The following is a 22,146-nucleotide window of genomic DNA, read 5'->3' as shown; positions in this document are numbered from 1 at the left end:
ATTATTCTACTTTTCCGGGCTTGAGGCATCCATGCACTTTAGGCATCTATGCACTTCAGTCGTCTGTCTCTCCCCGGAGACTGATTACTCTGACCCACCATGAGTCAACTGCTGGGTGTCACCATCCTTTGGAAGATACAAATCCCCTTTCTGACCGCACCCGGCAAGCAGAAGAGTGGTGAACATGAGGGCAATAAGGGCTCTCATGAAAGGCTCCTTGTACTTTTTACCATGAGCTGAATTCGCTCAGGGCTGTGTGGATAGTCATTCACCACCAGAACAGCCCTTCTTTGAAAAGGCTGTTTCAGCAATGATCAACCGCTGAGTATAATCTGCATCAAACAGCGGCGATAGCCCTAACTGACGGATACACTGATGAACGAAAGCGAATATCATGACCTCCTGGACGACCTGATGGTCACTATTGAAGACGCCATAGAAGAGGCAGGGCTGGATATTGATTATGAAACCGCCGCAGGCATTCTCACTCTGACCTGTGAAGACAACTCCAAGGTCATTCTGAGCCGCCAGACACCCGTGCTGCAATTATGGCTGGCCGCCAAAGGCGGCGGCTTTCACTTCGATTACGATGAAGGCAAAGAACAGTGGATTGCTGACAGCAACGGCGAAGCGTTTATGCAGGTATTGAATCGCTGTTTGAGTGAGCAGTATGGGGAGGCAGTAGAACTTACCGTTTAAGTGCTGGTGAAGCTTTAGCTTCCCTGGTTCAGGTTTCCTAAAAAACAAGAAGGCGAAACCCGGATAGAGCTTCGCCTTTTTTGACAGAGTCTGGGGAAGCAGATTGCGCCTCCTCAGATACTGCTTACTGCCGGGCTGACTGCTTCTGATGATTAGAAGTAGTAAAGAGCCTGCACGGCGTAGGTGTCGTCAAAATCTTTATTGCCAGCAGCAGCGACTTTCTCACCACGGGTGTATTCGAAAGCGAACTGCATTGGGCCAGTTTCATAGATGGCACCCACCATGTAGTCGGTGAACTGAGCGTCAGTCTTGTCACCAGTGTAGGTGTCGTCAGCAGTCAGCTGGTTGAAACCAGACTGCAGGTAGAAACCATCAACAACCTGAGGCAGGGCCAACTTACCGTACAGTTCAATACCGGTAGATTCTTTGTCCAGAGTGCCTTTGACTACAGCAGTCTTGTTTTCAAACTGACCGTAGGTAGCTGCCAGGTACAGAGCTTCGTTTTCGAACTTGGCGCCAACGGTAGCAGAGGTAGACTTGTCAGAACCGTTGTAACGTGGCAGAGCGCCCAGTTCTTCAACGTACTTAGCCTCATTGTATGTAGCACCCAGAGACAGACCCATTGGCAGGTCATAGCTCAGTACAACACCGTAACTGGAGTCACGAGTACCGTCTACAGTCTCACCATCCTCATCAGTAGTCTTACCACCGGTGCCTTTCAGCTGGTACTGGATACCAACATTCAGACCGCCAAAGCTGTTGCGATACTGGATTACGTCGTCAGCACGTGCAGTACCATCAGTGTCACCATTGTCGTGTGCAGCATCAGCATCACTTACCAGACCTGTACGGCCACTGTAGACACCCATAGCAGCACCACCACCGATGGCGAACTGGTCAGTCCAGCCAGATACGTCAGAGGTTACAGACCATGCTTTACCTGCAGTGAAGGCACCGTAGGTATCGTGGCTCAGGCCAACATTACCCAGACGGTTGAAGAACTGATCGTCCTGGTCGCCGTCAACAGCGTAGAAGCCCCACTCAGCAACAGCAGAACCGGTCCAGCCGCTGGAAAACTTGTGAGCGTATTTGAAGTTGATGCGTGGGCTGGCATCTTTCATCTCAGCGTCAGAACCATTGCTCTTAACGGTCTTAGCGCCGATCTTACCGCCAATTGACAGGCTGTTAACGTCATCGTTATAAACTTCCAGGGCCATTGCCTGACCGGCAACGAGGGAAGCGACTAAAGTGGCAAGCAGTTTCTTCTGCATGATCACTGGACTCCTAACTCAATGTGTTGTGTTGTGTGGATCTTTTCTGCTTTTTATATGTGATCACGAACTATTAGAAATCATTCTATGACCGAGCAGTTATATGCGGATTCTTATAAGTTCTTGGACGTTCATCACATCACTAAAACTCATATACTTATTCAATTTTTGATATTGCTGAGGATTTATACTTATACGGCTAAGGTCACACGCAATTAAAGCCACCATTAAAATAGAGATACCTACCTATTGAACTCCCCGACCTGTCTTTTTACCGTAACTATTTAGCGCAGATGGTTAAGTAAATTTTTTAAAAACCGGGTAAAAGTTGATTAAGGAAACACACTCTTTTTCGCTAAAAAAGAGACTTTACGGCTCACAAGTAAACGGCAAAGATTAAATTATTAATAAAACAGAACATTACTGCCTGTGTCAGGTATTGGATTTCGGAGAGAGTAAGGCAGATCGGCATTCAAACTAAGCAGAGCCATACAGCGGGATAAATGGATTAAAAGAAGCCTTTAGAAGCAGAAGGTTTATTTTTATCAAAGTGAACTGTTTCCAGCTCACCTTGAATAATGTTCCTTAAAAAGTCCGATTCAGCCCCATATCCCAGAAGCCAATTTCCAGACGGGTGGCCTCTCTGAAAGTACGACAAAGAGAGTCCATTCGGCCTTCAGAGAAACGGCTGGCAGCCAGTGTTTCAATCGCTTCAACCTGCCTGACAGCCCCTTGCACAAACTCCTCTCCCCCATAGGTTTGGATCCATTTCCAATAGGGGTTTCCTTCTCTTTTAGTTGCTGGGTCATTCATCAGTCTAAGACCAATCTCTGCATAGCCTACTGCACAGGGGGCGAGGGCAGTTTCCAGATCCAGAATATCACCTGCCATTCCTCGCTCCAGCACATAGCGGGTATAAGCCATATTAGCCCTGGCTTCTGGCTGACTGACCACATCCTGCTCAGTCATTCCCCACTCGGCACAGTACTCCAGATGAAGATTCATCTCTGAGAGAATCCCGGCCACGGAGCCGGAAGCTGCCCTCATATCCTCAAGATTATCAGCCTTGTAGACCGCCAGCGCATAAGCTCTGGCGAAGTGAATCAGAAACAGATAGTCCTGCTGCAAATAATGCTTGAAGCTTTCCAGAGGCAGTGTGCCGTCCGCAATACCCTGAACAAACTCATGGTGACAATAGCGGTGCCAGTCATCAGCACAGGCTGTTTTCATTTTGCAGTAAAGCGTATCGGAATGATCAAAAGGAGAAGTCATGACTCAGTCCAGAAGCGTGTGAAAAAAGGCGAAATCATACCCTGAATGTTTAACTGGAGCACCAAGCCGTTATACTTCAGTTTTTGGCACGAACAGGTTAAAACCATGCTGACTCAAACCATGATCGACAAGCTCAACGATCAGATCAATCTTGAGTTCTACTCCTCCAACCTTTACCTGCAAATGGCTTCCTGGTGCGAAGCCCAGGGGCTTGATGGCTGCAACGAGTTTCTGCGTCGGCATGCCCGGGAAGAAATGGAGCATATGCAAAAGCTCTTTGACTATGTTAATGAGACTGGGGCAATGGCTATCATCGGTGCAATCAATGCACCTCCCCACCAGTATGAATCGGTAAGAGATATCTTCCAGCGGACTTACGAGCACGAGTGCGAAGTGACCCGTTGTATCAACGAGCTGGCGCACACTGCATTTACTGAAAAGGACTATAGTACTTTCAACTTTCTGCAGTGGTATGTAGCCGAGCAGCACGAAGAAGAAAAGCTGTTCAAAGGTATTCTGGATAAAATCGATATGATTGGCTTTGAGGGCAAGGGTCTCTACTACATCGACAATGAAGTACTGAAACTGGTAGCCTCCATGCCTCCTGTAACGGCTGCGTAGATAGCGCTTTCACAGAGCAGCTTTATGGTCCCGGAGATTCCTTCATCCATTCCCTTAAGCTTGCTCTGTTTGAAAATATCACAGGAAATTCTCACAGAATTATCACAGGCTTCTCACTAATTTTTAAAATCCTCCCTATTACACTTTTATACACAACAAACTTAAAGCCATTAACTTTCTCTATTGTCCAGATAGAGAGAAGTAACTGTCTCCTTGCTCTCCCGCCTGATTCAATAAATCCAGGCTTGGTTATGACCGACTGGCTCGGCTAGCCATAAAAATCACATTTAAAAAATTCCTTTTGAAAGCATCTTCGCTGTTACAAATGCTTGCATGGAGGTTAGGAGATAAAAGCGATGAAACCGCTTGCGTATTGCACATTACTTGCCCTTGCCATATCCACCACCCTTCAGGCCGCTCCTCTGACCCGGGATAACGGAGCAGTGGTGGGTGACAACCAGAATTCATACACCGCCGGGGAGAACGGTGGTGTTCTGCTTCAGGATGTTCAACTCATTCAGAAGCTCCAGCGTTTTGCCCGGGAGAGAATTCCTGAGCGTGTTGTTCACGCCCGTGGAACCGGTGTTTATGGTGAATTTAAAGCCAGTCGTGATATTTCCGATTTAACACGCGCCGCTGTTTTCACAAAAGATGAAGTCACTCCGGTATTTGTTCGTTTTTCTACCGTAATCCATGGCAAAGGATCACCAGAAACTTTGCGTGACCCGCGAGGTTTTGCGACCAAGTTTTATACTCGTGAAGGTAACTGGGATCTGGTAGGCAACAATCTTCCGGTGTTTTTTATCCGCGATGCCATCAAATTCCCGGATATGGTTCATTCACTAAAACCGTCTCCAGTAACGAATCAGCAAGACCCGAATCGATTCTTTGATTTCTTCAGTCATGTTCCTGAATCCACCCACATGCTGACCTGGGTTTATTCCGACTTTGGCACACCGGCCAACCTGCGTCAGATGGACGGCTTTGGTGTGCATGCCTACAAATTCGTTGATGCTGGCGGTGATGTTTCCTACGTGAAATTTCACTGGAAAAGTCGCCAGGGCATCAAGAACCTGACAGCTGAAGAAGCGGCAGAAATACAAAGCAGGGACTTCAGTCATGCGACGCGTGATATGTATGAAGCCATTGCCAGAGGCGACTACCCGAAGTGGGATCTTTTCATAAAAGTACTCAAGCCATCACAACTGGATGACTTTGACTACAACCCACTGGATGCCACAAAGATGTGGCTCGATATCGAAGAGACCAGAGTGGGTACGATGACGCTGAACCGGACACCGGACAACTTCTTCCAGGAAACGGAACAGTCCGCTTTTGCCCCGGCCAATATTGTACCAGGGATTGAACCTTCTGAAGATCGCCTGCTACAGGGTCGGGTGTTTTCCTATGCCGATACTCAAATGTATCGTCTGGGCGCCAACCATCAGCAAATTCCTGTTAACCGTGCCAAAGCAACGGTCAGCAACTGGAATCAGGACGGCGCCTCCAACCATGGCAATCAGACTTCTGACGTTAACTATCAACCCAGTCGTTTAGACCCAAGAAAGGAAGTGGCCAATGGCCGCTATAGCTCTTTACCTGTTGAAGGCGAGTATCTGCAGCGAGCTATCAGGAAACAGTTGCCGTTTGCTCAGGCAGGTGTCCTCTATCGCAGCTTCAACAAACAGGAGCGCAAAAATCTTGTTAGCAATCTGGCTGGAGATCTTGGCAAGGTTGAAAACGAAGATGTGAAATACATCATGCTCAGTCACTTCTATCAGGCTGACAGGGAATTTGGTGAACAACTGGCAAAAGCCGTTGGCGGCAACCTGAAAACCGTCAAGAGCATGTCCAGATAACGCCACTGCAGTGGCGCTCACAAAGTGTGTGCCACTGTCTTCAAAATGAAGGTGGATTTATGCGTTTAGTTATTTTGTTTTCATGGTTTTTAGGATTCGCTGCCACTGTTCAACAGTTACAGGCTGATACTCCTGATTATCCCGTTGAAGTCAGACCATCAGCTTCTGAAAAAGTCGTTAAAGATCAGACTGCACGACAACTTACGGACTTTTTTCTGGCAGCAGCCCGTATCAACGATACAGAAGTGATTAGCACATTTGTGAAAGCTGGCTTTCCGGTAAACGCTAAAAACCAAAAGGGCTACACAGCCCTGATGGTGGCTACCTATAATGGACAACCCGATGCTTTTAAACTGCTTTTATCAGTAAGCGTTCAAGCAGGGTATAGACTCCCCCTACTTATCGAGATCGGATTTTAACGAATTGGCCCCGAATTTCTCTTTCCAGATTCGCGGGATTAGCTCCCGGATATCTCGAGCCGGATGGTAACTGATGCGCTGAAGCACATCGACGAAGTACTTGTATGGATCAATGCCTGCAAGAAGACAACTGACGATTAACGTCTGGAACACGGCTACATTGACTGCCCCTTCTTCTGTCCAGCAAAAAAGCCAGTTCTTTCTCCCCATCGGGATACACCTGAGACTTCGCTCCAGGTGATTCGTATCAATGGCGACATCCGGATTATCCAGATAAAGCCGTAGCTCTTTTTCCCGTTTGTTCACGTAGCCAAGAGCCTTGCTCAATGGGTTGCTTTTCACCAGATTCAGGCGACGAAGTTGTTCTTTATGCCAGTTAAAGAACTGATCAACCAGTGGCTTGGCATTCTGTTGGCGGTATTCCTGCTTTGCTTCGCCTTGCAGCCCAGCTTTGCGGATTTCGTCTTCGACTTGATAGATCGCACCTATGCAGTCCAGCGCCTCTTTTGCGGCTTCTGGCTCGACCTCTTGTGACTTGACGAAGTACCTCCTGCTATGTGTCCAGCACTGGGCATGGATGATTTTGGGATATTTCATGCACAGGCGGTCGTATTCCGAATAACCATCGGTCAGCAAGACCCCCTTATACTCTTTCAGATAAGGCTCTACGACCCTGCCAGAACGAGTGGTGGAGAAGGTAAAAGCTATCTCATTCTGGTCTCCGTAAAAACACCAGAAGTAGCCTCTTTGCATCTTGCCCTTGCTTTTACGGCCCGCTTTTCCGGGCGTTTCATCCAGAGTGAGGACATGACTTTCCAGACAGCTGTTGAGCACTTCGTCAGCGATGGGTTTGAGTAACTGCCCGGCACGCTGCTCAAGATGTGTCAGGGTTCCACGGCTGATGGTAATACCACTGGACTCAAGTTTCTGATGCTGGCGGTAAAGCGGTGCGTGAAAGCGGTACTTCTCTACCAGCAGACCTGCGATAAAGCTGACATCGGCAAAGCTGCGATCAAATAATCCTGATGGTGCGGCTACCGTTGTTAGCGTCTGGCTGGGCTTATGGCGAACGACTTCGCGCTGATATTTCAGGATGACATAGCTGGCAGGGCGCTGCGCCAGCCGATAGGTGTACTTGTAGTCAATGATTTCGTACTGGTCTGCGTCTTCACCCTTCATTTCTGCAGCAGGCATCGGGATGAGTTCAATCGGTACATCTTCAGTAAAGCGCAGTCCCTGATCGGTCACACAGTCTTCAGGGCGATTCTTTTTCCGCCGTTCGTAAGTGATGGTTTCTGTGGGAGTTTCCTGCTCTTCAGGCTTGTCCTGAAGGATTTCTCCCAGCGCCAGCTGGTCCGGATTCTCAATCAGGCGCTTTTCGGATTTTTCACCAAATAGCTGTTGTTTAAACCAGGCCAGCTGATGTTTAAGAGAAGCTATTTCCTGATCACGCTCCGACAGCAAGACCAGGATCTGCTGGAGCAGGTCCTGGTCAGTGGTGCCGGGGGTCGAAACAGGTAATTTCATGGCGGTTAAAGATAGACCTTTGACTCTCCTTTTGTGTAACGGGACGGTTGATGTTTGTAGCGTTTATATTGCTGAACGCAGCGGGTATCAATGCCTTCAAGGATGAGCTTCAGATCTGTCCACGCCATTGTTTGCTTGATGGATTTGCCTGCATGAGTATGAAACTGACCCTGTTCCAGTCGTTTGCTCCAGATACAGTATCCACTGCGATCAAAATACAGCACCTTGCACTGGGTTTGTTTGCGGTTGATGAAGACAAACAGCTGGCCGCTGAGTGGGTCTTCTTCAAGTTTGTTTCTCACCAGGGCAGACAGGCCGTCGTAGGATTTACGCATGTCGGTGGGCCGGTTGTAGAGCCAGATCCGAACCTGAGATTCTGGAAAAAACATGATCAGCGACGCATACGAAGAATAACACCACCGGGCAGCTCAAGTTCCAACTGCCAGTTTAAGCTGGCTGGAGGCTCAGTCAGCCCGTTTGGGACTTCAACCCATTCCGGGGCAGAAGCCTGAGCGATATCAAAGGAGTCAGTGTTGTTGTAATTCCTGAGTTTGCGTTTCCAGTTTGTGAATGTTGCCAGGCTTATGTTTTGAGTTTGGCAAAAAGCTTTCTGGCTCAAGCCACTGGCTATTTGCTGATCAATGATCTGTTGCCACTGCTCAGGGTTGAGACGGGTAAAGGGTTTTGTCAGTTGCTTCACGTTAGGTATCTCCTGCGTTGTTTGCAGGGGAAAGGCTGGCAGTCAGGTTGTGATTTTTGAAGACGTCCTCAAATGAGCGGTTACTTTTATCAGAGGGAGCAGACCCCTGCCTTAAGGACAACAGGGGAAATACCGCATTAATGGCAGCCATCTTCCGTGGAGAGTTGAAGATGGCTTACCGGTTAATGAAAAGTGAGTGCGACCCTCGACAGCAGAACAATGCCGGCCAGACAGCAGAAGAGTTTGCCCGTGTTTTTGGGCAACAGGATATTCTTCAGGCGCTGACATCCACCAAAAACACGGAATGATTTTTTAAGGTTGAGCGCAACTGCAGGACATAGTCTGTCATTAGCTTATCGGACCATTACCAGAACCCGATCAACCAGCTTGTCGATCCCCCGGTCGGCTTGACTGATGCGCCTGACAATAGCGCATCGGAGGGTACTAACGCTCGCATAAAGGGCAGAAAGGTGATTGCTTCGCCCATTCATCAATGCATGCCTGGCAATACCAGTGTTTTGCACAGGACGCAGCTGCAGGGTCTTTCAAGGAATCTAAACAAATAAGACATAATCCTGGAAAAAGCTGTCTTGCCAAGCAGCAGAAAGCTTCTATAGATAATTCGTGCTCTGCTATTTTCGCGATGAGTCTGAAAATGGCTAATAACGAGCTTTCATTACTATTAAAAAATACGCTTAGGTCATAAGCAGTATTAGCCAAAAAACCTGATAATAGGCTTATTGATAAAATAGCAATATATATATAATTATGATTACTAGCGCTTTTAGATATAAGGAAACGTAATAAAGCAACATTTACCATTTCAGATAATCGTAAAGGCAGCCTTAGATGATCGTAATATAATGACAGATAGGTTAATAAATCCAAAAGACCAGTGTAAAAACTCTGTACGTAATCTTCATATGACGCAGAATGGTCGGAACTTACATATTCATCATAATATAACGAGAAAGCAGTTAATAAATTCAACAGACCACTGGAAAAACTCTTGTCGTAATCTTCATAGGAAACATTATGGTTGAAACTTATATGCACTTCATAAGTATCAACTTGATACCCGTAAGAAGCAGCACAAAATATTAGTAAGATAAATATCACTAATTTGCGTAGATGAGGCATATTCATCACCCAAGGGAGGGCAAGCCAACTGACCACTGTCCACTGTCCACTGTCCACTGAACAGCAGCCTTGCCATCCCAGACAAAGGAGGACAAGGCTTCGGGAAATCAGACCATAGACAGAACACGATCAACCAGCTTGTCGATCCCGACAGCGGCTTCACTGATGCTCCTGGCAATCATATAGGCTGGAGTGGTCACCAGTTTGTGACGGTCATCCACCACAATATCATCCACAGCACACTCTACATGCTTAACGCCCGTCTGCTCCAGTGCTGCAGCTGTTTCAACGTCATTGCCAATGGTGGCCAGAACACCTTCACCAAATATACGGCCGGCAATAGCAGGTGAAATGCACATCAACCCAACAGGTTTTTCGGCTTCTGCGAAAGACTTAACCGCAAAGCTGACGCCACTCTGAACCTTGAGTTCGCTGCCACTGAAAGCAAAATCCGATAAATTTTTTGCTGCTCCGAAGCCACCGGGCAGAATCAGGGCATCAAAATCTTCCGCCTTCAACTCTTCAAGCGGCCTGATCTCACCCCGGGCAATCCTGGCCGCTTCTACCAATACGTTGCGGCCTTCTTCCATTTCTTCACCCGTTACATGATTAATAACGTGATGTTGAGGTATATCGGGGGCAAAGCACTGGTAACTGGCTCCGCAGCGATCAAGGCTGAGCAGGGTCAAAACAGCCTCATGGATTTCGCTACCATCAAAAACACCGGACCCGGAAAGAATAACAGCTACTTTTTTACTCATGGATAGTCTCCATTTCATGCCATCACGAAAGAGCGGCAGACTACAGATTCTGAAAATCATCAGCCACAGGCGAAAAAATCTCTTCAATACTATAGAGCAAAGAAGGATGAAATAATTTGCACAATTAACACGCAGATGGATTGGTCGACGATCCCTTTGGAGTCAAGCTAGACTGAAGAAAAAATACTTGAATGGAGTCCCTGTCCTGTTGAAAAAAATTCTGGCTCTAAGACTTCTAACATTATCCATCATGATGTTTGCCACTGGCCTGATTACCGGTTGGTGGTGGCATGAAGTGTTGGCTGTTAAGGGCAAAAAGACTTACTTCGAAAATCAGGACTTCAGGAATTGGCTGCCTCTTGGAGATTTCACTAACACGCTGGAGTGGCCTGACATACCTCAGGAAATCATTGATTTTGAGCGGGCACTGGAAGAACACAGGTACGATGACGCCCTGATCATTTTTCAAAGGCAGGAGCGACAGAATTCGGAACTTAGTCAACGACTGGAAACAGTCCTGCTGCAAAAAATAGATGAATGGTATGAACACAGGGAGTACAGTATTGCTGCACTGGAACGTTTTACCCAACATTATTATCAAAACCCGGTTTTTCTGAAAAAGCTGGCCCAGCTCTACACCGAGGAGCAGGAGCTGGAGAAAGCCATTGAAGTGTTGATCAGCGTCCGCTCATTCATCAGCCTGCCTGATCAGCTGGAAAACACAGCCGACAGTATTCACAAGCTCAGCCGCATGATCTATGAAAACAGGCAGAAAAACCAACAACTCCAGGAAACCCTGCCCCTCTTCCAGAAACTGGCAACCATGGAACCCGAGCGTGCCTTTTACCGGTTTGCAATGGCTCAGGGTTACCTGTCTGCCGAGGATTCCAACAATGCCATTCGCGAACTCGAGTTATTGCAGACCGATGAAGAGTTTGGCCGAATGGCTTTCAAACAACTGTCTGACCTGTTGCCCCCTGTTCAGGAAGAACCCGAGGAAATGCCAGCTTCAGCCATTTCTCTCCTTAGTGAAGGCAACCACTACATCGTAGTAGCGTCAACTCAGGATAAGAGCCAGCCAAGATTGCTGATAGACACTGGAGCCAGCCTGACAACTTTGCCCAATGCTTTATTGAAAGAGCTTAAACGCAAGAAAATGGCCCATCGGGTGAATCATACCCAGTTGAAAACAGCCAGCGGGTTTGTCTTTGCTCCTATTTATCGGGTGAAGGAGCTACACCTCGGTCAATACATTGTCAAAGACCTGGAAGTAGCCGGATTAGAGCTGGACTACGCCTTTGCAGAAGGGTTGCTGGGTATGAATGTACTGGGCCAGTTTCACTTTCAGATCGACCAGGACCGCAACTACCTGATTCTGTCACCTCGTTAACACCGAAGTGTTACCCCCCCACCTGTTACGCATTAATACCTATTCTCTGCGAAAGTAACAAAGTCTCGTAACTTTTTCTTGATTTGCCCCCTTCGAATAATTTAATTATTGTTAAAAATCAACAAGTTAAAAAAACTGGCACAACCTATGCAGAAGACTGACAAAACAATAACAATAAGCACAAATAATAAAAATAATAACCCTGCCCAAATAACAACAATAAGGGCAAAAGTAAGTTGATTATTTTGCAGTATGCCCTCCGGGTTCACCATGGAAAAGGTAGCCAGCAAAATCATCCGTTTACAGTCTCCGGCGATACAATAAAAATAATAATGATTCGCCAACTAAGGGGGGGAGGTTTGCCTTTCCCCCTTTTTTCTTTTCTATCTAACACCTGTCTGATGTCCTGATATGAGCTCCTAAAGACTATAAACCTGTGTCAACATCCCCCACTGGAATGCTATGATGTACGCCAGACCGGAGCAGTACATCTGATCCACCGCGACGATATTACTGACTAACCAACAAAGATTTCATGCAAAACTCATCATGACAGGCATCATTATTACAGTATTAGTGGTGCTGGGCATATCGCTTGCTGCTTACTTCCTGCTTAAGCCATCCACAGAAAAAGACTCTGCACCCCCTGAATCGCAGCTTCCTGAACCCGACTCTGTTTGGGAGCCTGACCAATCCCAGTCTGAAGACCAGACTCGCATTCCTCAAGAAAACCACCCTGTTTCACGGCGTGAAATCAGTGAAAATGCTCTGAAAGTACTTCACCGACTGAACAATAATGGCTATGAAGCCTACCTGGTAGGGGGCTGTATCCGGGACCTTTACCTGGACCTGCACCCCAAGGATTTTGACGTTGCCACCAATGCAACGCCTGAACAGGTCCGCAGACTGTTTCGTAACTCACGGATCATTGGTCGAAGATTCAGGCTGGTGCATATTCTGTTTGGTCGCGAAATGATTGAGGTCGCCACCTTCAGGGCCGGTCATGATGATGCCCGCAATGATAGCCACAGCAAGGACAAGTCCGATCACTCTGATTCCGGACGGATTCTCAGAGACAACGTCTATGGCTCAATGAAAGACGACGCTATTCGTCGAGACTTTACCGTCAATGCACTCTATTACGACGTCCGTGATCACTCTGTCATAGATTACTGCGGTGGTCTTCAAGATCTTGAAGATCAGATCTTGAGGTTGATCGGTGATCCGGTTAAACGATACCACGAAGATCCGGTCCGAATGATACGGGCGCTGCGCTTTATGGCCAAGCTGGATTTCGATATGGACCCTGCAACTGCGGACCCCATCTATGATCTGGGTCATTTGCTGAGTGACATACCATCGGCCAGGCTGTTTGACGAGGTGCTGAAACTACTGCAATCAGGCAAAGGGGTAAGAACTTTCCACCTTCTGCGTGAATACAGTCTGCTTCAGTACCTGTTCCCGGCAACACATCACAGCCTTGAAGCTCAGGATGAATTTGCTGAAGCACTGATTATCAGGGCGCTGGAAAGTACCGATTCACGCATTGCCTGTGGCAAACCCGTCACTCCCGCCTTTTTATTTGCTGCCTTCCTCTGGACGCCGCTGCAAAGACTGGCCGGAGATCTCCGTGAGCAGGGCATTCCTCCCATACCCGCTCTGCAACAGGCAGCCATGGTCGTGCTGGACAATCAGTGTACTCACACTGCGGTTCCAAAACGTTTCACCATGGTAGTACGGGATATATGGGAAATGCAGCACAGACTGGAACGCCGTCAGCCCAGAGCCATTGAGTCCTTGATGGCGCACCCTAAATTCAGGGCCGCCTACGATTTTCTGGTACTCAGGGAAGCCGCCGGTGAAGCACTGGACGGAGCGGGGGAGTGGTGGACCGACATCCAGGACTCTGCTGACCAGGACAGAAACAGCATGATTCGCGACCTTCATTCCCGCCCCGGTGGTAAGGGAGGCCAGAAACGAAGAAGACGCCGCCCACGCAAGCGTCCTCCTGTTACGAACAAACCGCAATAAACCAGCGAAGCTGAAGCATTATGACCAGCGTCTATATAGCCCTGGGCAGCAATCTGGACAATCCCGGTCTGCAATTGCAAAGAGCCGTGGACGACATCGATTCCCTGTCCAAAGTTGAATTATCAGGCTGTTCAAAGCTCTACATCAGTGAACCGGTGGGGCCTGCAGGACAGCCTGACTATTACAACGCTGCCGTTCGGATTGAAACCACATTCGCACCACTGCCGTTACTGGACGCCTTACAAGCCATTGAAAATAACCATGGCAGAATCAGAACCGTGCACTGGGGGCCGAGAACACTCGATCTTGATATTATCCTGTACGGTGATGAAATCATTGATTCCGATCGTCTGACAGTGCCCCACTATCAGATGCATCTGAGAAACTTTGTGCTCTGTCCACTTCTGGATATAGACCCTGACCTGACCCTGCCTGATGGCCGCAAGGCAGCCACACTTCTGGCAGAAGTCGGAACCGCAGGCATTGAAGTCATGGCAACAAAGTATCCCTGGCTTTGACATCCTCCCCGACATGAAAGAGGGTGTCGCGAAAGCACGTAACGAAAGCACTTAGCGAAAGCACGTAACGAAAGTACGGAGGTTTACGCTCATTCGATAAACTTCCGAATCACGCTTCCCCAGAAGCACTGACACACCTGACTGCTTTGCGTATAATCCGCCACAAAGCACTTTCCAGTTAACGCTAAAGGCTCAAGGTCCTGATAGATGGCTAAAGTAACCCTGAAAACCCTGGCCGACATGAAACAATCCGGCGAGAAATTTGCCAGCCTGACGGCCTATGACGCGACGCTCGCCCATCTGGTCAACACTCAGGGGGTTGAAGTCATTCTGGTGGGGGACTCTCTTGGCAATGTCATACAGGGCAATAGCAGCACGGTTCCCGTCACCGTCGATGACATGTGCTACCACACCCGCTGTGTAGCCAGGGCAGCTCATGACTCCATGGTCATGACAGACCTTCCTTTTGCTTCCTACGCCACCGAAGAACAGGCGGTCATCAGTGCCGCCAGAATCATGCAGGCCGGTGCCGAAGTGGTGAAACTGGAGGGTGAAGGCTGGTTGCCTCCTATCGTGACCTGCCTCAGGCAGCAAGGCATTCCTGTCTGTGTCCATATGGGACTCACACCACAATTTGTTAATGTCTTTGGCGGCTACAAGGTTCAGGGTCGGGAAGAGGAAAGAGCCAACAGCATGATCCAGGCTGCCATTGATCTGCAGGCTGCCGGTGCGGCCATGCTGCTTCTGGAATGTGTGCCCAACGACCTGGCACGGGAAATCACCAAAGCCGTTGACATCCCGGTTATCGGCATTGGTGCCGGAGACGCAACCGATGGCCAGATTCTGGTCCTCCATGACATGCTCCATCTAACAGCAGGCCGCAAGCCCAAGTTTGTCAAAAACTACATGCAAGACAGTGCCACCCCACAGGAAGCTGTGGCTCGGTATGTTGCAGAAGTTAAAGATGGCACTTTCCCGGGTCCGGAACACAGCTTCAATTGAGTCTCTCCATTCAGCCAGGTTTCTGAATGATCTGGCTGAATGGTATAAACAGAATCTCTTACAACCGCCAAAAGCCAGAAATACTGGCTTTTTTAAAGTCACTGATCGTCTAGTTATTCGCTATGAAAACACTTCATACCATCGCTGAAATACAGGCTGGGGTAGCAGCTTGCAGAGTCGAAGGCAAAACCGTAGCTTTCGTGCCGACCATGGGTAATCTGCACGGCGGTCACCTCACTTTGGTCAAAAAAGCCCAGGAATTCTGCGATGTTGTCGTTGTCAGCATTTATGTCAACCCACTGCAGTTTGGCCCGAATGAAGACTACGACTCTTACCCTCGCACCATGGAGCAGGACCAGCAGCTTCTGATCGAGCAGGGAGTGGACCTGCTCTACACTGCCCAGACGACAGAAATTTATCCTGAAGGCAGCGAACATCACACCCACGTCAGTGTCGAAGAGCTGGATGGCATGCACTGTGGCAAAAGCCGTCCGGGCTTTTTCACAGGTATAGCCACAGTGGTCAGCAAACTGTTTAATATTGTTCGTCCCGATGTGGCTGTCTTCGGAGAAAAAGACTTCCAGCAGCTGGCCATTATTCGCAAAATGGCCAAAGACATGTGCATACCTGTTGAGATTGTCGGTGCACCTATCGCCCGCGAAGATACCGGACTGGCCATGAGTTCCCGCAACGGTTATCTAACACCGGAAGAGCGTGAAGAAATAGCCCCCACGCTTTATCGCTGTCTGCGGGCCGCACGTGAAGCTATTCTGGCGGGCGAGTGTGATTATGACCTGCTGCGCCGTAACGCTTTTGCAAAAATGGCACAGGCTGGATTCAAGCCGGACTATTTCAACATCAGCAGTACTACCACGCTTCTGCCGGCGGGTCCCGATGACCAGAACCTGGTGATTCTGGCAGCCGCCTACCTCGGCAAGGCCCGATTGATTGACAACATCACGATAACACGTCAGAAAGATTAGCAATGGTTGAATTAACCGGGAGCTAAACAGGGAAGGAGTGTCTTATACTGAACCAGACTCAACAATACGAAGGTAGCTCTATGGAAGACAGGACACGACAGGTTTCACACTGGTTTAGCAGGTGCATGAGTGTTTTGAGTATAGGATTACTGACACTCATCAGCTACAGCTCTCCTGCTTTGACTGCCCAAGAAGCTCCCTATGACATGTGGTTGTTACTAAACCCTGAAGTGCTGGGGAAGGAAGCGAAAGCGGGTGCATTGATAATATGCTCGGGAAATGCTTCCAGCGATTCCGACTGTGGAGAAAAAAATCATTACACTCTGGTTTTTCTTAAAGATAACGGAACCTACGGCTGTACAGACTTCGTGTCTACAGGATCGGCCAAAAAAGAAGCAGGGAAGCCCTGGCAACTGTTTGCCAGGGATGACGACGATGAAGAGAAGGAAACTTTATTGGCTAACGTTGAGCGGTCAGGTGAGCATTTGACATTGATTGATCAAGAGCAGCGCCACTTATTGAAATTTAAAAAAGATACCTACAAAAATATAGAAAAAAAAATTGATGATATATGCAGTCAAAAATATAAGGAGTAGAAACCTCATTAAATCAACAAAGCATTCGTAAGTACTCAGCCATACGGAATCGAATATTTCTGGCTTATTGGGCAGGTGCTCTGCAAGGCGCAACGACGGGAACATAGCAAGCTATGTGACCAGAGTTGCAACGCATCACGACTGCATGGATGCAGGAGCTAGAGCAACGCAGGAGCAGTTGCCGCGAGTGCCTGAACAATAAGTCAGAAAATATGATTTCGTATGGTTGAGTACTTACCATTCATAAACTCTACTTTCTATCACAACACTCCGAGGCTGTACTCACATGAGTCCTATTCAACACTTGCCTGAATCCTCATCGCTGGAAACCCTGCAACAAAAGATGGCAGGCACGCACCTGCGAGAACTGTTTGCAGCTGACAAGGACCGATTTGAACGCTACAGCCTGGAAGCGGCTGGCCTGTTTCTGGATTACTCCAAAAATCTGATAAACGACGATGTAATGTCTTCCCTGATGACGATGGCTGAACAAGCCAGACTGCCAGAGGCCATTAAGGCCACGTTCCGGGGTGACAAAATCAATTACACCGAGAAGCGTGCCGTTCTGCACACAGCCCTGCGTAACTTTGGCACAGATCCGGTCATGGTCGACGGTGAAGATGTCATGCCCAAAATACGCGATACCCACAAGCGCATGAAAGGCATTACCGACTCAGTGCATTCCGGCGAGTGGCAAGGCTTCACCGGCAAAGCCATCAAACACATTGTCAACATTGGTATTGGCGGCTCCTATCTGGGCCTGAAGACAGTCATCAATGCTCTGACGCCTTATCATGTTGAAGGGCTCGAACATCACTATGTAGCCAATATTGATCCGAACGAAATTTCTGAAGTTTTCCGCAGGATTGATCCGGAAACCACCCTGTTTATCGTGGCTTCCAAATCCTTTGGCACACTGGAAACCTTGCAGAATGCCCAGGCTGCACGTGCCTGGATGCTGGAAAAAGGTTGTGCCGAATCCGACATTCGCAAACACTTCGTGGCTATTTCCACCAATCTGAAAGCCATTGACGAGTTTGGTATCGCCCAGGAAAACACCCTGCCACTCTGGGACTGGGTCGGTGGCCGTTACTCGCTCTGGTCCACCATTGGACTGATGATCAGCCTGGTAGTGGGCTTTGACAACTTCCAGAAACTGCTGAAAGGTGCCTGGGAGATGGACAAACACTTTGCCCAGGCGCCTCTGGAAAAGAACATGCCGGTTATCCTGGGTATGCTGGGGGTCTGGTACCAGAACTACTTTGGCTCAGAGTCCCACGCCGTTATTTCCTACGATTACTTCCTGCGTGACTTCCCGGGCCATTTACAACAGATGGATATGGAAAGTAACGGCAAGCAGACCCGCAGAGATGGCAGCACCGTTAATTACCAGACAGGTGCCGTTATCTGGGGTGGCACAGGCACTAATGACCAGCACGCCTATCACCAGTTGCTGCATCAGGGTACACGACTGATTCCTGTAGACTTCATTGCTCCGGCCACCAGCCATAATCCACTGGGCGAACAGCATCCATGGCTATTTGCCAACGCTCTGGCCCAGAGTCAGGCCATGATGCAGGGTAAGAATCTGGATGAGGTTCGTGAAGAGTTAACAAAGGCGGGCATAAGCAGTGCCGATATTGACGCTCTGGCGCCTCATAAGGTGATTCCCGGCAACCGTCCCAACAATATGATTGTGCCTGAGAAAATCACTCCAGAGGTAGTGGGTGCTTTGGTGGCACTCTATGAACAGAAAGTCTTTGTGCAGGGAACCCTCTGGCAGATCAACTCTTTTGATCAATGGGGTGTAGAACTGGGCAAGGTTCTGGGCAACCGGGTTTATGACCGCCTGAAAGAGTCCGGTACAACTTCCGATCAGGACAGTTCCACTAATGGACTGGCAAATCGTTTCAAGCGTTTTAATGCCTGATTGCGGTTGAATAAAACGGCATCTGTTGAAAGAGTTGATAACTCTACGATTTCATCATCACTTGACGAGAAAAAAATCCCATTTTGACGTTTTGGCTGGTTGGTCTCCAGCCAAACTGAAAAACAAAAAAAGAACCGCGATAGCCTCAGTGGATATTGCGGCTCCTCATTCTGTCGTGTGAATCAAGAAGTTATTTTATCGATCATTGCTAACCAACCACCTACTGAAACATCTAAATCAACAGAAAATAAACCTTTGGAAAGCCTAACTGAATTCATATAATCTTTTTCTCCAATTGATTCTGATATGATTTCTTGAAGCTTTTCAGCATCATCCAAAGAAGAAAGCTTGATTTTCAATTTCCTGTCAGTTGCTTCAGCGCTTGTAATATCAAAACGCCCATTTGGATTATAGGTTTTATTTATATAAGTACTCACATCAGCAGTTTCAAAAGACATAAAAGATAGCCTTTTTATTTGAGATAAGTCTTTTTGTAATATCTCTTTTTTATCTGCGGGCTCTACATAAGAACTATCATCTTCGTAATCAGAAATAACACCTCCGTAATCAGACATATCATCTTCGCTTTCAGACATATCAAAAAAGTTGGAACTTGCCACCTTATCAGAGCTCGGTTTTTCAGCGGTGGTGATTATAGGATCACCAACAAACTCCAAAAAACTGCCATCCTTAACGACCAGCTCAATCAACCGTTTACCCTCTTTGTCTACAATGGCCATGTAGCCAGGGCAGTCAAAACTGAAACTGGAAAATCCGAATCCTGCGCTCCTTGTAGAAACTGCTGCAACAGTCGCCATCTTACCGCTGGCGCCTTCTTCATCAACAGATAATACGATCTTCTGAAGCACGTCCAGATCAAGATCTGCCGGTAAGCCCAATCTTGTCAGATCTCCTGCTACTATTTCGGTTCCTAATGCCTCACAAATTTTCTCAAGTAACTTGGTATCACAACTGTCTACTACTTTTATTTTGGGTAGCGTTACCCGATATTTCGCTTCATTATAATTTAATTGTTCAGTCAGCTCATTAATCGTATCTGAATCAAGATGGTCAATCGCTGTGGCACTTTGCTGACGCGGTTTTATTGCGACCAATTTAAGATTTTCTCCATTAAAAGATTGGAATTCCTTGGCGATGGCAGTAAATTTTCTGTTAGAAGCGCATTGAACCGTTTCAGTTTTGGACATCATCTCGACATCAATACAAGTTCCATTTGCGCATAGAAAACTTCCAGCAGCCGTTTCATCTGGAGAAAAACTATCCTCCCAGAGACCCCGGAATTCCATTACATTACCTAATGCTGCTTTAACTTCTCCCGACCCATCAAACAACTTGTCGATTTTTCCTTTGGTTTTACCCTTAACATAAGCTTCTGTGACTTCAGCTACATCCCAAAAATTACTTTCCAGCTTTCGGGTTTGATAACATTCAGAGAGTATTTTTTCTAACTGCTCATGACTGAGGTGGTAGGCTGAAGCAATGAAGTTAGCGCAGGAGATCAACTGATCAGGATGGCTTCCGTAAGGGTTGTCTTTGCTGAACTTACCGAGTTCCTTATGGATTTCAGTTTCCAGCTCTTCAGTTAATGTTCCTTCTTAGGGTAGACATTAAGCTCAAAAAAGCTTCATTTCCAGCGGCAGAACTCACCTTGAACAGCCAAAATAAAGCTTCGCGAAAAGTATCAAGGCTGAACAAGATGAGTATCGCAAATAGTAGACTAGTTCAAAAAAACTGCTGACGTGTTTCGACCGGTCTGAACTTCTCAGTATGGCGGAACAGCTTGGTTTTACTATACGACAGCGAGATATCCGCCCCTTGGACTTTATCCTTTCACTGATTGATGCCCTTGCTGGTGATGGAAACTGCGATACTCAAGCCGATCTCCACCGTAAATTTAATGAGTTGACGGGGCTGAATGTCTCCTATCGTTCCTGGGCAAATCAAGCTAAAAAAGACGCGATGCCTGCTCTTGTCCTCTGGCTATGGGTGCAGTGTCTGGAAGTCTTTACCCGCAAAGTCATGGCGTTTGATGAGGACAGTCCATTTTCAGAGTTCGAGCACATTCTGATTCATGACGGCTCATCGCAGGCTGTCTACAATGCCCTAAAGGAAACATTTCCCGGCAGGTTCTCAACGGTCAGTCCTGCTGCTGTAGAACTTCATACGACAATGGATCTTCTTACCAACAATCTGGTGCGCGTGCAGCTCACTGAAGATACCCGTTCAGAAAGAGACTGTCTGCCACCACTGCCAACCTCCATGGCTAATATCCTGATGCTGATCGATGCCGGTTATTTTGAGTTGGAACGCTTTGCTGCCATTGATGATCGGGAAGGTTCTTTTATCTGCAAGGCACCTCAGAGTATCAACCCGACGATACTCAGCGCAGTACGGGAGGATGGCAAAAATCTGAATCGCTACAAAGGGAAAAAACTTAAGGAAGTGTTGTCTGGCTTCCCTAAAGATCAATGCCTCGACCTGGATGTAGAATGGCCAGGATTCAAAGCCTGGCCATATCGTTTGGTTGTCCGCTGGAATGACAGGAAACTGAAATGGGTATTCGTTGTAAGCAACCTTAACCGGGTTGAGTTCACCCTGAATGAAGTACTTCAGGCCTATCGTCTACGATGGCAAATAGAGCTTATCTTCAAAGAGATCAAGTCCTATTCAGGGTGGCATCGTTTTAACACTAAATCAGCGACACTGGTGTTTAGCCTGATTCTGATGTCCTTCGTGGTTGTGACGTTGAAAAGGTATCTTGCCCATGCTGCACAGGCGAACCTCTATGAAAGTGGAGCCATTGAAGAAATCTCGACGCATAAGGCGATGAAAAGTGGAACCCGACTGTTTGGTAATGTCATTTTATCCCTTATGAATGCAGGAAAGTCTCTGCTCTCACATACAAGGAAGCTGCTCAACTTCTGGGCAGATAATGCGAAACGTGAACACCCTGCACGAGATGGTTGTTCAGGGCGTACAAGATTAGGTCTTTGTGCTGTGGGTGGGGCTTAATGTCTACCTTAAGAATGTTCCTTTGGGGATCCCCAAAATTGATTCTTTTTTGGCATTATCATCTATACACGCCAGAAGCATGCCCAAAACCGGAGTCAGGCTGGCAGGAGACACTATCGTGCTTTTCTTTCCCTCACTACTCAGTATCCCAAAGGATACTTTATCAATTAGTTTTTTAGCAATATCAGAAGGCTGTAAACTGACCCCGGTGTGTGTGTCATTCCGATTTAATGGCTGCGAATGCATTGATTTGATTGTGTGACTAACAGGTATCATAGTCGTTACTCCTTTAGCCGATGACAATTAATTAGAGAGAATAAACTCACTGCTTCCGACAAGAGCATGTTTTGCAGATTTCCGTAAATTATCGGTTGCCTTATTACTATTAGTTAAG

At 47.6% G+C, this 22,146-nt stretch carries 23 protein-coding genes; 13 read left to right on the top strand and 10 right to left on the bottom strand.

Annotation, left to right across the window (positions count from 1 at the left end; all coding sequences use genetic code 11):
* Window positions 1-84: 84 nt before the first annotated feature.
* On the bottom strand, window positions 85-207 hold the full coding sequence (gene lptM / locus ACOMHB_RS03470; protein WP_422136612.1) for an LPS translocon maturation chaperone LptM: 123 nt from the start codon (window positions 205-207) through the stop codon (window positions 85-87).
* Between the two features lie 168 nt (window positions 208-375).
* Here lptM and cyaY point away from each other — a divergent pair, with 168 nt between their 5' ends.
* Entirely contained in the window at window positions 376-699 is a 324-nt protein-coding gene (cyaY, locus tag ACOMHB_RS03465) for an iron donor protein CyaY (protein ID WP_448215517.1), read from the top strand.
* A gap of 152 nt (window positions 700-851) precedes the next feature.
* Here the strand turns inward: cyaY and ACOMHB_RS03460 are convergent, their stop codons facing one another.
* Together ACOMHB_RS03460 and tenA are read right to left on the bottom strand one after the other, a co-directional pair.
* Window positions 852-1,970 carry a porin gene (locus tag ACOMHB_RS03460; protein ID WP_448215516.1) on the bottom strand — a complete coding sequence of 373 codons (1,119 nt, stop codon included), beginning with the start codon at window positions 1,968-1,970 and terminating at the stop codon, window positions 852-854.
* Between the two features lie 585 nt (window positions 1,971-2,555).
* Window positions 2,556-3,242 carry a thiaminase II gene (tenA, locus tag ACOMHB_RS03455; protein ID WP_448215515.1) on the bottom strand — a complete coding sequence of 229 codons (687 nt, stop codon included), beginning with the start codon at window positions 3,240-3,242 and terminating at the stop codon, window positions 2,556-2,558.
* 105 nt (window positions 3,243-3,347) lie between these two features.
* Between tenA and ftnA the strand changes: the two genes are divergently transcribed.
* From ftnA to ACOMHB_RS03440, 3 genes are all read left to right on the top strand, one after another.
* Window positions 3,348-3,863, top strand: a complete 516-nt coding sequence (gene ftnA, locus ACOMHB_RS03450; RefSeq protein WP_422139730.1) for a non-heme ferritin — start codon at window positions 3,348-3,350, stop codon at window positions 3,861-3,863.
* Window positions 3,864-4,219: 356 nt separating this feature from the next.
* Window positions 4,220-5,722 carry a catalase gene (locus tag ACOMHB_RS03445; protein ID WP_448215514.1) on the top strand — a complete coding sequence of 501 codons (1,503 nt, stop codon included), beginning with the start codon at window positions 4,220-4,222 and terminating at the stop codon, window positions 5,720-5,722.
* A gap of 59 nt (window positions 5,723-5,781) precedes the next feature.
* Entirely contained in the window at window positions 5,782-6,141 is a 360-nt protein-coding gene (locus tag ACOMHB_RS03440; protein WP_448215513.1) for an ankyrin repeat domain-containing protein, read from the top strand.
* On the opposite strand, the gene tnpC is transcribed toward ACOMHB_RS03440, so the two are convergent.
* Genes tnpC through tnpA form a run of 3 tightly spaced genes read right to left on the bottom strand, consistent with a single transcriptional unit; the run spans window position 6,118 to window position 8,368 of the window.
* The gene (gene tnpC, locus ACOMHB_RS03435) at window positions 6,118-7,668 is read right to left on the bottom strand and encodes an IS66 family transposase (RefSeq protein WP_448215512.1); all 1,551 of its coding nucleotides are present in this window, start codon (window positions 7,666-7,668) and stop codon (window positions 6,118-6,120) included. The two genes, ACOMHB_RS03440 and tnpC, sit on opposite strands and share 24 nt — an antisense overlap.
* Before the next feature lie 5 nt (window positions 7,669-7,673).
* Window positions 7,674-8,057 (bottom strand): IS66 family insertion sequence element accessory protein TnpB, encoded by a 384-nt coding sequence (gene tnpB, locus ACOMHB_RS03430; protein WP_422452200.1) that lies wholly within the window; start codon window positions 8,055-8,057, stop codon window positions 7,674-7,676.
* Window positions 8,058-8,059: 2 nt separating this feature from the next.
* Entirely contained in the window at window positions 8,060-8,368 is a 309-nt protein-coding gene (gene tnpA / locus ACOMHB_RS03425) for an IS66 family insertion sequence element accessory protein TnpA (RefSeq protein WP_448215511.1), read from the bottom strand.
* A 56-nt stretch (window positions 8,369-8,424) separates the two neighbouring features.
* On the opposite strand from tnpA, the gene ACOMHB_RS03420 reads away from it, so the two are divergent.
* Window positions 8,425-8,676 (top strand): ankyrin repeat domain-containing protein, encoded by a 252-nt coding sequence (locus tag ACOMHB_RS03420; protein WP_448215510.1) that lies wholly within the window; start codon window positions 8,425-8,427, stop codon window positions 8,674-8,676.
* A 136-nt stretch (window positions 8,677-8,812) separates the two neighbouring features.
* Here ACOMHB_RS03420 and ACOMHB_RS03415 read toward each other — a convergent pair whose 3' ends face one another.
* Both ACOMHB_RS03415 and elbB read right to left on the bottom strand, forming a co-directional pair.
* Window positions 8,813-9,565, bottom strand: coding sequence for an RING finger domain-containing protein (locus ACOMHB_RS03415; RefSeq protein WP_448215509.1), 753 nt, complete (start codon window positions 9,563-9,565; stop codon window positions 8,813-8,815).
* 50 nt (window positions 9,566-9,615) lie between these two features.
* Window positions 9,616-10,269, bottom strand: a complete 654-nt coding sequence (elbB, locus tag ACOMHB_RS03410) for an isoprenoid biosynthesis glyoxalase ElbB (RefSeq protein ID WP_448215508.1) — start codon at window positions 10,267-10,269, stop codon at window positions 9,616-9,618.
* Between the two features lie 208 nt (window positions 10,270-10,477).
* Between elbB and ACOMHB_RS03405 the strand changes: the two genes are divergently transcribed.
* The 7 genes from ACOMHB_RS03405 to pgi all read left to right on the top strand — a co-directional run bounded on the left by ACOMHB_RS03405 (window position 10,478) and on the right by pgi (window position 18,719).
* Window positions 10,478-11,659: a retroviral-like aspartic protease family protein gene (locus tag ACOMHB_RS03405; RefSeq protein ID WP_448215507.1), complete on the top strand. Its 1,182-nt coding sequence runs from the start codon at window positions 10,478-10,480 to the stop codon at window positions 11,657-11,659.
* Window positions 11,660-12,208: 549 nt separating this feature from the next.
* Window positions 12,209-13,690, top strand: coding sequence for a polynucleotide adenylyltransferase PcnB (gene pcnB, locus ACOMHB_RS03400; protein ID WP_448215506.1), 1,482 nt, complete (start codon window positions 12,209-12,211; stop codon window positions 13,688-13,690).
* A 20-nt stretch (window positions 13,691-13,710) separates the two neighbouring features.
* Window positions 13,711-14,208: a 2-amino-4-hydroxy-6-hydroxymethyldihydropteridine diphosphokinase gene (folK, locus tag ACOMHB_RS03395; protein WP_422136598.1), complete on the top strand. Its 498-nt coding sequence runs from the start codon at window positions 13,711-13,713 to the stop codon at window positions 14,206-14,208.
* Window positions 14,209-14,415: 207 nt separating this feature from the next.
* Complete coding sequence (gene panB / locus ACOMHB_RS03390; protein ID WP_448215505.1) at window positions 14,416-15,210, top strand: 3-methyl-2-oxobutanoate hydroxymethyltransferase; 795 nt, start codon at window positions 14,416-14,418, stop codon at window positions 15,208-15,210.
* Window positions 15,211-15,332: 122 nt separating this feature from the next.
* Window positions 15,333-16,193 (top strand): pantoate--beta-alanine ligase, encoded by an 861-nt coding sequence (panC, locus tag ACOMHB_RS03385; protein ID WP_448215504.1) that lies wholly within the window; start codon window positions 15,333-15,335, stop codon window positions 16,191-16,193.
* Window positions 16,194-16,327: 134 nt separating this feature from the next.
* Window positions 16,328-16,789, top strand: coding sequence for a hypothetical protein (locus ACOMHB_RS03380; protein ID WP_448215503.1), 462 nt, complete (start codon window positions 16,328-16,330; stop codon window positions 16,787-16,789).
* Between the two features lie 286 nt (window positions 16,790-17,075).
* Entirely contained in the window at window positions 17,076-18,719 is a 1,644-nt protein-coding gene (gene pgi, locus ACOMHB_RS03375) for a glucose-6-phosphate isomerase (RefSeq protein WP_448215502.1), read from the top strand.
* Window positions 18,720-18,901: 182 nt separating this feature from the next.
* Here pgi and ACOMHB_RS03370 read toward each other — a convergent pair whose 3' ends face one another.
* On the bottom strand, window positions 18,902-20,302 hold the full coding sequence (locus tag ACOMHB_RS03370; protein ID WP_448218597.1) for a serpin family protein: 1,401 nt from the start codon (window positions 20,300-20,302) through the stop codon (window positions 18,902-18,904).
* A 169-nt stretch (window positions 20,303-20,471) separates the two neighbouring features.
* Here ACOMHB_RS03370 and ACOMHB_RS03365 point away from each other — a divergent pair, with 169 nt between their 5' ends.
* Window positions 20,472-21,752 carry an IS4 family transposase gene (locus ACOMHB_RS03365; RefSeq protein WP_448218596.1) on the top strand — a complete coding sequence of 427 codons (1,281 nt, stop codon included), beginning with the start codon at window positions 20,472-20,474 and terminating at the stop codon, window positions 21,750-21,752.
* A gap of 3 nt (window positions 21,753-21,755) precedes the next feature.
* On the opposite strand, the gene ACOMHB_RS03360 is transcribed toward ACOMHB_RS03365, so the two are convergent.
* A complete protein-coding gene (locus ACOMHB_RS03360) occupies window positions 21,756-22,028 on the bottom strand; it encodes a hypothetical protein (RefSeq protein ID WP_448215501.1) in 273 nt (90 codons plus the stop codon).
* Between the last annotated feature and the right edge of the window lie 118 nt (window positions 22,029-22,146).

The sequence above is a fragment of the Endozoicomonas sp. 2B-B genome (assembly GCF_053470045.1).
Note: the sequence above shows the minus strand (reverse complement) of the source record. Positions and strands in the feature narration are given on the sequence as shown.

What these genes read in the sequence shown, in the direction of transcription:
- lptM (WP_422136612.1), bottom strand. Translation starts at nt 207, where the DNA reads ATGAGAGCCCTTATTGCCCTCATGTTCACCACTCTTCTGCTTGCCGGG.
- cyaY (WP_448215517.1), top strand. Translation starts at nt 376, where the DNA reads ATGAACGAAAGCGAATATCATGACCTCCTGGACGACCTGATGGTCACT.
- ACOMHB_RS03460 (WP_448215516.1), bottom strand. Translation starts at nt 1,970, where the DNA reads ATGCAGAAGAAACTGCTTGCCACTTTAGTCGCTTCCCTCGTTGCCGGT.
- tenA (WP_448215515.1), bottom strand. Translation starts at nt 3,242, where the DNA reads ATGACTTCTCCTTTTGATCATTCCGATACGCTTTACTGCAAAATGAAA.
- ftnA (WP_422139730.1), top strand. Translation starts at nt 3,348, where the DNA reads ATGCTGACTCAAACCATGATCGACAAGCTCAACGATCAGATCAATCTT.
- ACOMHB_RS03445 (WP_448215514.1), top strand. Translation starts at nt 4,220, where the DNA reads ATGAAACCGCTTGCGTATTGCACATTACTTGCCCTTGCCATATCCACC.
- ACOMHB_RS03440 (WP_448215513.1), top strand. Translation starts at nt 5,782, where the DNA reads ATGCGTTTAGTTATTTTGTTTTCATGGTTTTTAGGATTCGCTGCCACT.
- tnpC (WP_448215512.1), bottom strand. Translation starts at nt 7,668, where the DNA reads ATGAAATTACCTGTTTCGACCCCCGGCACCACTGACCAGGACCTGCTC.
- tnpB (WP_422452200.1), bottom strand. Translation starts at nt 8,057, where the DNA reads ATGTTTTTTCCAGAATCTCAGGTTCGGATCTGGCTCTACAACCGGCCC.
- elbB (WP_448215508.1), bottom strand. Translation starts at nt 10,269, where the DNA reads ATGAGTAAAAAAGTAGCTGTTATTCTTTCCGGGTCCGGTGTTTTTGAT.
- pcnB (WP_448215506.1), top strand. Translation starts at nt 12,209, where the DNA reads ATGACAGGCATCATTATTACAGTATTAGTGGTGCTGGGCATATCGCTT.
- folK (WP_422136598.1), top strand. Translation starts at nt 13,711, where the DNA reads ATGACCAGCGTCTATATAGCCCTGGGCAGCAATCTGGACAATCCCGGT.
- panB (WP_448215505.1), top strand. Translation starts at nt 14,416, where the DNA reads ATGGCTAAAGTAACCCTGAAAACCCTGGCCGACATGAAACAATCCGGC.
- panC (WP_448215504.1), top strand. Translation starts at nt 15,333, where the DNA reads ATGAAAACACTTCATACCATCGCTGAAATACAGGCTGGGGTAGCAGCT.
- pgi (WP_448215502.1), top strand. Translation starts at nt 17,076, where the DNA reads ATGAGTCCTATTCAACACTTGCCTGAATCCTCATCGCTGGAAACCCTG.
- ACOMHB_RS03360 (WP_448215501.1), bottom strand. Translation starts at nt 22,028, where the DNA reads ATGATACCTGTTAGTCACACAATCAAATCAATGCATTCGCAGCCATTA.